This window comes from Parabacteroides sp. KHUB-02, from assembly GCF_056640955.1.
Genome location: NZ_JBWQEV010000001.1, coordinates 3,062,028 through 3,074,273 on the forward strand (window position 1 = coordinate 3,062,028; position 12,246 = coordinate 3,074,273).

Genomic DNA, 12,246 nt, shown 5'->3' on the forward strand with positions numbered 1-12,246 from the left:
TTACACTTTGTTATTCATGCAGTAGGCCAAGCTAGTCTCCCAATGGGGAATCGTCAGTCCGTACGAGCTTTTTATCTTACCTTTATTCAATACGCTATAATGCGGCCGGCTGGCCGGTGTCGGATAATCCTTGGTCTCTATGGGTATCACCCGGTTATTCATACCTGCTATTTGCAAGATCTTTACCGTAAAATCATACCAGCTACACACCCCCTCGTCCGAGAAATGATAGATACCCGGTATAAATTTACCCGCCTCGGCACGTTCCAGCACGGTAAGCATAGCGACCGCTAAATCTCCGGCATAAGTAGGCGTACCCACTTGATCGAATATGAAACGCAACTCATCCCGCTCCTTTCCCAAACGCAATACCGTCTTCATAAAATTGTTTCCATACTCGGAATACAACCAAGCCGTACGGATAATCACGGAATCCGGACACACCTCCATCAAGGCCTGCTCTCCCGCCAGTTTCGTATGTCCATATACGGAAACAGGACAAGTCGCATCGCTTTCCAGATAAGGACGGCAACTCGTTCCATCGAACACATAATCGGTAGATACATGAATCACCTTCGCACCTACGGCATGAGCGGCCTCACCTAAGTTCCGTACCGCATCCCGGTTGATGCGCATACACAAATCCTCATGCTCCTCCGCTTTATCCACCGCCGTATAAGCGGCGCAATTCATGACATATTGAACATCATTTTCCAAGACATATTTCCGGACGGCCTCCTTGTCGCAAATATCCAACGTATCTATATCCGTAAAAAGAAAATTATAGCCGGGATACTGGCTGATACGAGCGTGGATAGAACTTCCCAATTGACCGTTCGCTCCGGTTACCAAAACTGTCTTCATGTCTATATCTATTATTAATCCTCTAGTTTAAGTTCCCCTTTCATATCTTCCCGATATTTCTCGGCGAGCAACGCCAAGAAGGAGCTGATTTGTTTAATACCCTCTAACGTCTCCGCACTCACCTCTTTCCCTTGCATACGCAAAAGCAGATAGCCATATACGGCGGCGAAACAAGTTTCCAACTCCGGCAGATCCTCTCCACCCGATTTAGCCCGGAGCTGTACGATATAAGGAAGCGTCTTATAATAAGCCGCGCTATAAACCATCTCTTTCGGAGATTTCAAAAGACGGAGATGCAAATCGGTCAAAGTAATAATCACATTCTTGTTCAATTGGATATGACCTTTCTCCATCACCCCTTCGCTACGCATCATCTCGATCAATTCCTCGTACCATTGAGCGATTTCCTTCTTCACCTCCTCGGGCTGGTCGTAATGGGCGATCACCGTGCGGTTGATCGAATCCATATCGAACTTATTCGCCCGGATCAAGTCCTCAACCTGCCACATATAAAGCAGATATTCAGCGATATTCTCTTTTCTTTTTTGTCTAGCTATTATCATATCGGCAAAGATAAACTATATTCCGATAACGCTTGATAAAAATCCGCGTCTTTAACGCCTAACTGCCGGCAAGCCAAACGTGCAGCATTCAGATTGATCAAGAAATAGCGATTGGGAATCCGTACCGGATAGTCTCCGTAGCGAGTATGCAAAAAAGTCTGCCCGTCTTTCTCCACGACCGGATGTTCCTCAAAAGGGATAGCGGTGATATCGCTCCGGACGTCCCCTGCCAACTGACTGACAGTATCATCACCTCCAAAATAAATCAATTTCCCTTCCCGCTCAATAGAAACGGAGAAAGACTGATAAGTGGATAAATAGGCCTCCGGAGTCGCATGATCCGTCTCGGTAGACCAAGATAAATTCGTCAGGATGGCGATATGCGGACGATAGAATTCCAATTGGAAACGCTTGTCCAAGGCAGAGGTGATATGCTCATCTCCTTCGATCAAAGCGATACGTGCCTCATAACTCAAATGTACCCGATTCGGAAGCGAGTCCACCTTGCTAGTCAACGCATAGTCGAACGCCAACTTTTGCCGACGCAACGCACAGACCATCATGGAAATAATTGTCTTCTTTCCACGACTACCCGCCACAACAACCCGAGTTTTCGACCGAGTCCGTTGAAATATAAATTCCGGAATGGATTGGATTAACATCCCCAATTCCTTCGCACGCAATAATTCCGGGTTATCTTGCTTTACTTTAGCACCCAAAACCACCGAGTGAATATCTTTTATTAATTTCTCCGGAAACCACCCATCCCCATAACAGGTACAGCCCGCGTTATGAAGTCTTCCTATCATCTCTTCAGTCAGACCACAACCGGAAGCGCTTACCTCATATCCTTTTTCTCGAAGTGCTAGGGCTAGATCTAAAACCAAAGGTTCGGTTACGGAGATCAAATGAACTTTTCGCATCGTTTTGATTTTAGCGCAAAAGTACGACTTTTATAAATACCTTCGGCACAAAGAAGTGAAAAATTAGATGCCCTCGATATGTTTAATGGTCGTAGTGTCTTCTTTTCGTGAAGCCTCGACCAGCCTTTCCTTCGAGATTATAACCGGAGTATGTATAAATTCCGGAACATTAAACGAGAACAGGGAGCATTCATAATAATCCGGAGACGCTTGCGGTAACAAGAAAGGTTTACCGCACTGCCCCCGCTCATTCACATGTACCAAATACGGGCGTGTGAAAAGCCCATCGTCCCGGCGGCTGGAAAAGACAAACCAACGACTATTGCCGCTCCAAGAATGATAGCTCTCTACATCCGGGCTATTCACTTCCGGCAAAGAATCGATTGCCCCGGTAGACAGATCCAGCATATACAAATCCGCATCCTTATGCCAAATAGAGAAATTGCCATAATCGGACACCGTATAAAGTAGCCGCTTCCCATCCGGGGAGACTCTCGGGAACTTAACACTCCGGCCCGCTTCCCTCGCATTATATAAGGTATCCACTTGGGTTCCAATCGAACCGTCTTCCGGATCAAAAGCGACTCGTAGCAGGTTATACCGGACATCCCGATAATTTTCCGGCATACAGACAGAATCCGCCGAACAGAACAGCAGATAGTTACCATCCGGAGTAAAAGTGGGAAAAGTCTCATAACACGCCATGGAAGCCAATAATGGCGAACTGAATACCCTCTCCTTCTCCGTGTCATAGATCAGCACGTCCGATTCCACGTCATATACCTCAATCCGATTCTCATCGGAAAGATGGAAGTCTTGGTGGGTCTCATTGGTAGAAAAAGCGACATACCGGCCGGATGGATGCCAATACGGATAAACGAACGAAGCCGGCTTACCGTCCCGTTCCAACGCAATCTTCTTTACCTGCCGATGATCAATCAAGTAAGTCCCATTATGAGAACCCCGCTGATGAAAAAGCATTTGTTCCCCTTGTCGCTCACAAAAGGCATGGCAGTTCATACAACTATTATTTGTCGATTGGTTATCAAGAATAGACTTTTCAACATAGTTTTCAACACATCGTTTATAAATCCCCATCTCGTTCCACATCCGATATCCGGGAAAAATACGGCGATACACCAAATAAGCGTCAACGGAATCTCTTGACACATAGATAGGGAAACTCATTTGTTTCCAATCACTTTGAGGTTCTCGAAAATAAACCGTCACATCTATTTGTTTTCCTTGTGCGTCCTGCGATAAGACCTTCCAATCCGTTTCCGGCAGGTTGAAAACACCATGATCGGCTGCGATTATCAACTCCCTATTCATAGTTTTCAACCGAGTTATCCCCTGTAGCTGTTGATTAACCAACTTGAAATTGGGAGGGGCCATATTGACCGGTACAGTAACTTCCCTGTAATCCGGAAACACGTCAGTTTCTCCTTGTTCCGCTTGCGCAGGAACTTCCGGTCTACAAGCCACAAGTCCCAAAAGACAACCTATAATCCAACAGATAGATAATCGCTTCATTATTCTTCTCCTTTAAAGATCTTGAAATAGTAATAATACCAATAGGTATCTCCAAATTGTCGATACATCGAGGACACATCCACTTGGTTGGCAGATCGTCCCAAAACCTGCTTGAATTCCCGGTATCGATCTACGATCTCCGGCTGTATGGAATAGGAGGAAAGCGATATACTGTCTTTGTCCGCCAACAACAATCCGGCTTCTTGGAAATGCCGGGGTATCGGTTCCCCCTTCATGAAAGGTGTCTCTTCCAAGAATCGGCCAAATGCATCCAGCTTCTTACCCAACAAATAATAACATCCCCGGTATTCCCAACCGATCCGATGATCCGGAAGATTGTATCCACTCCATAAGGAATCGACAGGTACGGACAAACTCAGTCGATCTCTTTTCTCAACAGGCATATATTTGTCACTCAACTCCGGATCTTTATCCATTAATTCCGGATGTACCAGATAGATAGCATAACGGCAAGCCCAATCTTTATAGAATGGCATAGCGGCAAGCAAGTCCAAATATTTCTTGGCCAGCGCCACCTCACCCCTAATCAGACAAACTTGCACGAAACGTTGCATCATGCGGGCACTCCCTTTACGTTTGGCTTGCGTAAATCCGTCCATCGCAAAGCTTTCAGACAAAGAGACATCGCCAACAAGAAAATGAACATCGCTCAATAAACGATCCATGTAAAAGGTCTGATTCCAATCGGCACATAAGCTTTTCGTTCCTTTCTGATCGAAAGTAAACATCCGGTCGGCCAATTCTCCCTTATGGGCCAACGACATATTCAAATAGTTTAAGCTAACATAATTATAGATCTGCTTTCCCCGGTACTTATCAATAATGGCGTCCCATTGCCTCTCCCGGGCTAAGAAAGAGAGCTCGTCAAGCATCATGCGTTGCGCATGCCAAGGTTCCGGCAGGCAAAACCGGATGGATACCAGCGCCGTGATCAGACAAACAACAAGGGCTACCCGATCCATCCATTTACTCTTCTCGCCAATCACCGGAACAAAGCGAGCAAATAAAGCAACACCGACAATCGAAAGGGTAAAGAAAGTCCATACACGATACATATAATAATGAGGTAATCGCTGTATCTCCAGATAGGCTTCCGGCATCCATCCATCAGACAAAGGTACAGGAATCCCTAACCATCCGCTAAACAAATAGATAAAAAGCGCTGGGATCAAGCAGGCAGCGGCGGCCAATCTTTGCCGCGACGTTTTGTAGCGGAGTAAGGCTAACAGCGTATATAAGAAAGCGTAACAGACCGAAAGAAGCCCGGTCAGCCCACATAAAAAAAGTGTAGAGGCAATTCCGTATCCGGCAATAGAACCCGCCCGCCGCACCTTTAGCGAGACCGACAAAGCTAAAAGCATCAAAACCACGCCAACCGTCCCGTCCACCAAATACTCCCCATGAATACTCATCTTAACCAGATACAGGACCGGCAATAAAGAAAGGAACAGCAGGTAGGTCTTGTCAGAAAAACAACGCAAGATCCTATAGACCATAAACCCGCAACCAACGAGTAAAACCGTATGGAGAACCACCGCCGACATAGGCTGCCGGTAGTATTGAATGATCCATTGCCCGGCGACAGCGCAAAATCCTCCCGGCTGAAAAAGGAACTCCCGGATATACCACCACTCAGGTATAAACAATTGCATCTCCTCCTGACCGACAAACACAAACACGCCAAAAAGCAGGAAATAATAAAAAATAGCAGCTGTCGAAAAAGACCAGAAAAGCGTTTGTTTCCAGTTCATATACTTAATAGATTATTATTCCACCAACCATCGCTCGATGTTACGGGTCACAGAGGAGAAGTTCACGCCGATCTTAAAAACTTGCCGTGGATCACTCGCAAAGGGAAGCGCATACTGTCTCTCCTCTATCTGGCGCAACGCCTCCTCGGCGGTGCCGTTCAGCTTGAATTCCATCACGTAGATATAGCGATCGGTCTTCAGAACGAGATCAATACGCCCTTGTGAGGTATGATATTCCACCTGCGTATAAAGTCCAACCAACTTAAATACGATAAAAAGCACGTTCCGGTAATGCAACTCCGTATCACGCTCCGGCTTCTGGCCGGCGATCACCTCATAGGGTGTATCAGCGAAGAAGCTTTGTAAACGGCGGAAGAACGCATCGTAATCACCGGAGCGTATCTCTCGTACGAATTGCCCGATCTCGAAAGGGGTCTTGGGGGCACTAACACTCGTGTAAAATGGAAGGAGATATTTCACGAAACCCTCTTCCACTTCCCGGTTCGGGAAACCTAGCCGGTAGATACCAAATTCAGGATCGTAATCCTTGATCGTCAAGTAACCACTCTGGTAGATTACGGGAACGGGATTTTTCGAGGCAGCATCGATACTGTTCAACACATCCGCATCAGTCTCCGTGTTCGCCATCTCGTAAAGGTCGTAATGGGTATGCTTGAGTAATTCAACGAGGTAAGAGGGCGTACCGGTCTCGAACCAATAATCTCCGAACTCCATCTTGGCGAAGGTATTCAATAGGCTAAAGGGATTGTATATTCCCGCAGACTTGGCGGTAAAATGGTATCCGTCATAGCGCTCCTTGAGTTTCTGGCTGGTTTCCTCATAATCCAGTTCCTGTGTCTCAGCCAGCTCCTTCAACTCCTCTTCTAGGTAGGCATGTATCTCTTTCTCCGTGATGCCACATATCTCGACGTAGCGATTGTCCATCGAGATATCCATAAGGTTATTCAAATCGCTGAACACGCTTACCTTACCAAACTTCGTCACCCCTGTCAACAAAGCGAAACGAATGGCTCTATCCATCGTCTTTAACACGCCGTAGAAAGGCTTCAACATATTCCGCAATTGCGTTTGCGTCTTTTCATCGTGCAGGTTTTGCAGCAAAGGCTTGTCGTACTCGTCAATCAATATCACCACGCGATGCCCGGTCTGGCGGTAAGCCTGTTCTATCACATAACTGAAACGTTCCTCCAAGGCACGATCCTGTTTCTCCGTTCCATATAAAGCCTCCCATTTCTCCAAGAACTCATTCAAGATACTAGTCAGAGCGGCAGTATCTTTATAATGACGAGCATTCAAGTCCAAATGCAAGATCGGATATACCTCCCAGTCTTTCTCCAACCGTTCCATCGCCAACCCCTCGAACAGCTCCCTCTTCCCTTGGAAATAGGCCTCCAACGTAGATAGCAAGAGACTCTTGCCGAAACGCCGCGGACGACTCAAGAAATAGTAACTTCCGGTCTTAGCCAACTGATAAATCAAAGCTGTCTTATCAATATAGAGATAACCGTCTTTACGGATCTTCTCGAAGTTCTGTATGCCGATAGGATAAATTGTCTGACTCATAACGATCGTTTAGATATACTTACCATGAACAAAGATAGATATTCCTTTTTACCTGTACAAAATAAGTCTGTATGATTTCAATACTCGAACTTAAGACACTTTTTCAAGGGGGCATAAAACAACCAGTCCCGACTCGGACACGATGAGAGAATCATCGCACCAAGTCAGGACTGATTTCCTATTATCAGACCACGGCTCACCAAGGGCTTACCGTAGTATCAAACCCTACGAACAATTAATATCCCGGGTTCTGCTCCAATAAGTTATTGGCTCCGATCAAGCTGTAGTGGATCGGGAAACGGTTCAGGTTCTTATTGTTGGTGGCCTTATGATCCCACCAGTCCTCGGTGACGTAAGCATCCCAACGTACCAAGTCCGTACGGCGACGGCCCTCGCCCAAGAACTCCATCATCCACTCGTCCAGCATACGATACTTGTCCAAGTTGGAAGCGGTCACCGGATCCGGGTCTCCCTCGGGGAAGTAACGCTTGCGCACCGTATTGATCAAGTTAGCCGCACCCTGCTTATCACCCGCACGCATCTTACACTCCGCCAAGGTATAATACACCTCCGCCAAACGGATCACCGGCACGTCCGGATTACCCTTCAGCTTATACTCCTCCTGGTTCGGGCGCGGGCAACGCTTCATCAAGCGCACGCAAGAGTTCTCCTCGGCCGTAGCGATCGTAGAAGGCAGATCGGCCACGGAGGCATATTCCGTACCTACCTTCGCGAAGTAGGCCACCTGGTCTACCACCGTAAGCGGCTGGTCGGCATACTCGCGGCTACCCGTACAAACCCAGTCCGGATTCAACGGATTCACCAACTTGCCCACGATAAACATACCGCGATACTTACCGTTACCCTCGTACACATACGGTTGCTTACGGATATCCTTGTCGTGGAACTTCCGGTAAGGGCTACCCAACTTATACGTATAAGGCTTGCCGGTCGGATCCAGGCCCGGGGTCAGACCGATACCGTTATTAGATCCGGAACCTTCCAATCCACCCAAGTAGTTCTTATAGTTGTAAGGCACCTGCCATGTCCAATAGCCGCCATCCGTCTCCGTCTGGGAGTTCTGGGAAGGAACGGACCAGATGATCTCATGGCTGAACTCGTTGCTGAAGCCGAACGTGGTAGTCCAGTCGGCATCCAGCTCGTACGCGCCATACTTGCCATCCAGAATATCCTGGCAGATCTGTGCCGCCTCGGCGTACATCTCCTTGCCGATATAAGACTTCGCGTTGAAATACAGGCGGGCCTTCGTCATAGCGGCAGCCGCGCGGTTGATAGAGCCGGTCTCCATCTTGCCCATCTCCGTCTTGATCGGCAGGTTAGGGATAGCCACGTCCAGCAAGGAGTCGATGAAGTGGAACGTCTCCACGTCGGTAGAGCGTCCTCTCACCTCGCTCTTGGTCGTCGTGTACAAGGCCACGCCTCCGAAGAAGTCCAAGCCATCCAGGTAAAGGGAAGCCGCCAGGGCAGTCTGCTGGGCGATCATGGATTCCTTCGTACCCGGCTCGAAGCCCAGCTTGTCGAAATCCACCTCGTTCAGGTCTTCCACCGCGTCCCAGGCCAATGCCACGCCCATGGCGAAGTTAGTCCATCCAGTCTCGATACGCGTCATATCCTCCGTATACTCATGGTGATGGAACTTCTGGTAGTTAGCACCGTCGAACCAGTCGCTTCCGCGTGTCGGCAGCACATACTCGTCCGTGCCCAACTCCTGCAAGGCCCAGCGGGGATCATCTTGTCCCACATACCAACGCCAGTGCGTGAAAGAACGATTGAAACGTTGCCAGACAGCGTCCTGCGAACTATAGAACGTTTCCGGTACGACCTGCGAGTAGAACTCGGGATCCACGTTACAAGAGGTAGCCGCCGCGAGGCAAGCCACACCCATCAATAGTGATTTAAATATATTTTTCATTTTTAGACAACTGATTTAGAAATTAAACTGCAAGCCTAGCGTATATGTACGCGTCAACGGATAGAAATAGTCCGTATCCCAAAACTTCTCCGTACCCTTATCCCAACCGGCGATATCTACCTCCGGATTCATACCGCTATAACCGGTGATCGTGCATACGTTACCCACCGTGGCGTAGATACGGATACGATCCACCAAGTTCTTCGTGTACTTCTTCATAGGGAGCGTATATCCCAGCGTGATCGCGTCGATCTTCAAGAAGGTACCGTCCTCCAGGTAGTAGTCGCAGATCTGCTTCTCGCCCTTGATATGGCTGAACTTGCCGTAAGCGTCTTTCAGCACGTTCGTATTACCGCGGCCTTGGATGCCGTAATACATGTTGATCGTGTTGTACACATCGAAGTCGATCCAGCTACGCATGTTGATACCCAGGTCGAAGTTCTTGTAAGACAAGGTATTGTTCCATGCCAAGATCAATTTAGGCGTGTAGTTGCCCATATACTGCTTGTCGTTCTCGCTCTTGTCGGACGCGGGGATCACCTCGCCGTCCTTGTTGTAGAGCAAGAAGTTGCCGTCGTCGTCGAATCCGGCGAACTTCCACAGGTAGAAGGAGCCGATCGTGGATCCCTCTTCCATGCGGGCGGCGTCGCCCGGCGTACCCGGAGCCACGAAACCGTTGCCGTTGTAGTAGGTATTGTTGCCCCACAACGTAAGGATCTTGCCTGTGTTATGGCTCATGTTGATGCTGGAGGTCCAAGTGAAGTCCTTCGTGCGGATGATATCGCCGCCTACCTCGAACTCCCATCCCTTGCTCTCCATCGAGCCGATGTTCTGGTATTGCGAGCCGATCGTGTAAGGCGGCTGCGGCACCTTCACGCTATAGAGCAGGTTATCGATCTTACGGCGATAGTAGTCGAACTTACCGTACAGCCGTCCGTCGAAGAAGGAGTAGTCCACACCCAAGTCCCATTCTTTCTTCTGCTCCCAACCGAGGTTGGCGTTCACGTTCTGTGTCTTTCCGTAGGAATAGGCCCATACGCCGTTGGGCAACATCCAGTTTGTGTCGGAACCCAGCAGGTTGGCCATATAGGAAGCGTCGAAATCATTGTTACCCGTCACACCATAACCGAAACGTACCTTCAAGTCCTGGATCCAGTCGATCTCCTTCATGAACTCCTCGTTGGAGATACGCCAACCGGCTGTCACAGACCAGAAGTTAGCCCAGCGGTTATCGGCGGCGAACTTCGAGGATCCCTCGTGGCGGATGGATGCCGAGGCCATGTACTTGTCATTGTAAGAGTAGTTCACACGACCGAACACGGAGAAGAGCTTCTCGGAGATGTCCTTGCTGGAGCTCATGGCCGCCTTTCCGTCGCGCAGGTAAGAGCCCTGGTTCATGTCCCAATACTTGATACCGTCTACGGAGAAGTTATAGTTGGTCATGTTGAAGCCCTCGCCGTTCCGCTCGAAATAGGAGTAACCGGCCGTCGCGTTGATGTTATGACCGCCCTTGAACTCTTTCAGGTAAGTGAAATAGCCCTCGGAGGTGATGTTCTCCGTCTTGCTGAAGCCCAGGTAAGCGGTTCCCTTGCGGGAGTTCTCGATCTCGTCGCGGTGCGTGCTCGGGTTATACGTATGGTTCTCCCACTGGCGGTTCTCATAGCCCAACACCTGTTGGAAGGAGAGGCCGGACACGGGCTTCACGTTCAGCTTCAAGGTAACCTCCGGCTTGAACCACTTGTCGAGGCCGTAATAGTCGCGCAAGTAAGAGTCGGCCACCACGTTGTAATCCAGCGACTCGTTGGTCCAGACGTTGTATCCCGTCTCGCTGTCCGCGTCGTACGGCGAGCGCGTGGGGTTGTTACGCATGGCCTGCTGGAAGTTCGGGAAGTTATTGTTGCGGGCAGCCTGGCGGTAATCCACGGAGGGGCGCACCTCCAACCAGTCGTCGAAGAGCTTGAAGTTGGCGTTGATACGTCCACCGTAGTCCTGACGGCTATCGTTGATGGCGATACCCTCGTTTTTCTCGTAGAAGAAAGAGGTATATACCTGCGCCTTCTCCGTACCCAGCTCGAGGGCCAGGTGGTGCTTCTGCGAGAAGTTGTCGTGATTGATCATCTCGTCCCACCAGTCCACGTCCGAGCCGTAATCGGTACCGATATTGTGCTGCGCGTACTCCCGTCCGCTCAGCATCTCGGGGGCGTTGTAGTTCTGCTTCTTGGAAAACTCGGTGCTATAGGTTAGCTTCACCTTGCCGTCGGTGTTGGAGCCGCTCTTCGTGGTGATCAAGATCACGCCGGAAGCGGCGCGTGTACCGTAGATAGCTCCGGCGGAACCGTCCTTCAGCACGTCGATAGACTTGATATCCTCTTGCGTAAGCGAGCGGATATCGCCGCCGGGGAAACCGTCGATGACGATCAGCGGAGACTTACCGGAGTTGATGGATGTCATACCGCGCAGCTGGAAGGTGGTGGTAGCGTTGGCACTACCCAAGTTGTTCATCACCAAACCGCCGATCTTACCTTGCAAGGCGGTAGAGATATCCGAACCACTCACACCGACCATCAAGTCGTCCGCCTTGATAGAGGTAACGGCACTCGTCACCTGTTTCTTCTCCATCGTACCGTAACCCACTACGACTACCTCGTCCAGCTTCTGCGAGTCTTCCTCCAGGGTCACGTTGATAAGGCTGCCGCTGCCTACCGGCACCTCTTTCGTGAGGTAGCCGATATAAGACACCTCGAGGATGGCTCCTACGGGCACGTCTTGCAATACGACTACTCCGCTCATGTCCGTAACGTTACCAATGGTCGTTCCCTTGACCAGCACGTTCGCGCCGATCAACTCACCCATAGAATCTGAAACCTTAACCGTGACTGTCTTACCTTTCTGGGTTACCGATTCCATCTTCAGCCCGTGGCCGACCGTCGGCTCAACCGAGGCCAAGGCCGGGCTAAAAGCCATAGACAGGAATCCCGTGGTAAGCAACATAACGCTTGGCTTGAGCAAGCCTAAGCATAATTGCTTGCATGTCTTACTACTTTTCTCCATTTTCTTAATGGTTTATTATTAAT

At 49.4% G+C, this 12,246-nt stretch carries 8 protein-coding genes; all 8 read right to left on the bottom strand.

Features of this window, described 5'->3' with window-relative positions; translation table 11 throughout:
* On the bottom strand, positions 1-864 hold the full coding sequence (rfbD, locus tag ACYIA1_RS13520) for a dTDP-4-dehydrorhamnose reductase (protein ID WP_009018324.1): 864 nt from the start codon (positions 862-864) through the stop codon (positions 1-3).
* Positions 865-878: 14 nt separating this feature from the next.
* The gene (locus ACYIA1_RS13525; RefSeq protein WP_005861320.1) at positions 879-1,427 is read right to left on the bottom strand and encodes a DUF4924 family protein; all 549 of its coding nucleotides are present in this window, start codon (positions 1,425-1,427) and stop codon (positions 879-881) included.
* Positions 1,424-2,350 carry a Mur ligase domain-containing protein gene (locus tag ACYIA1_RS13530; RefSeq protein WP_005861318.1) on the bottom strand — a complete coding sequence of 309 codons (927 nt, stop codon included), beginning with the start codon at positions 2,348-2,350 and terminating at the stop codon, positions 1,424-1,426. Before ACYIA1_RS13530 ends, ACYIA1_RS13525 begins: the two co-directional genes overlap by 4 nt.
* A 63-nt stretch (positions 2,351-2,413) precedes the next feature.
* Positions 2,414-3,883 (bottom strand): TolB family protein, encoded by a 1,470-nt coding sequence (locus tag ACYIA1_RS13535; RefSeq protein WP_008780707.1) that lies wholly within the window; start codon positions 3,881-3,883, stop codon positions 2,414-2,416.
* Positions 3,883-5,655, bottom strand: coding sequence for a DUF6057 family protein (locus ACYIA1_RS13540; protein ID WP_048927959.1), 1,773 nt, complete (start codon positions 5,653-5,655; stop codon positions 3,883-3,885). Before ACYIA1_RS13540 ends, ACYIA1_RS13535 begins: the two co-directional genes overlap by 1 nt.
* A gap of 15 nt (positions 5,656-5,670) precedes the next feature.
* Entirely contained in the window at positions 5,671-7,239 is a 1,569-nt protein-coding gene (locus ACYIA1_RS13545; RefSeq protein ID WP_480335514.1) for an ATP-binding protein, read from the bottom strand.
* Between the two features lie 235 nt (positions 7,240-7,474).
* Positions 7,475-9,172, bottom strand: a complete 1,698-nt coding sequence (locus ACYIA1_RS13550) for a RagB/SusD family nutrient uptake outer membrane protein (protein WP_217788579.1) — start codon at positions 9,170-9,172, stop codon at positions 7,475-7,477.
* Between the two features lie 15 nt (positions 9,173-9,187).
* Positions 9,188-12,223, bottom strand: coding sequence for a SusC/RagA family TonB-linked outer membrane protein (locus ACYIA1_RS13555; RefSeq protein WP_217788580.1), 3,036 nt, complete (start codon positions 12,221-12,223; stop codon positions 9,188-9,190).
* Positions 12,224-12,246 lie beyond the last annotated feature (23 nt).

Bases quoted from the DNA above. Each gene is read 5' to 3' on its own strand.
- ACYIA1_RS13545 (WP_480335514.1), bottom strand. From the start codon at position 7,239: ATGAGTCAGACAATTTATCCTATCGGCATACAGAACTTCGAGAAGATC.
- ACYIA1_RS13530 (WP_005861318.1), bottom strand. From the start codon at position 2,350: ATGCGAAAAGTTCATTTGATCTCCGTAACCGAACCTTTGGTTTTAGAT.
- ACYIA1_RS13555 (WP_217788580.1), bottom strand. From the start codon at position 12,223: ATGGAGAAAAGTAGTAAGACATGCAAGCAATTATGCTTAGGCTTGCTC.
- rfbD (WP_009018324.1), bottom strand. From the start codon at position 864: ATGAAGACAGTTTTGGTAACCGGAGCGAACGGTCAATTGGGAAGTTCT.
- ACYIA1_RS13540 (WP_048927959.1), bottom strand. From the start codon at position 5,655: ATGAACTGGAAACAAACGCTTTTCTGGTCTTTTTCGACAGCTGCTATT.
- ACYIA1_RS13535 (WP_008780707.1), bottom strand. From the start codon at position 3,883: ATGAAGCGATTATCTATCTGTTGGATTATAGGTTGTCTTTTGGGACTT.
- ACYIA1_RS13525 (WP_005861320.1), bottom strand. From the start codon at position 1,427: ATGATAATAGCTAGACAAAAAAGAAAAGAGAATATCGCTGAATATCTG.
- ACYIA1_RS13550 (WP_217788579.1), bottom strand. From the start codon at position 9,172: ATGAAAAATATATTTAAATCACTATTGATGGGTGTGGCTTGCCTCGCG.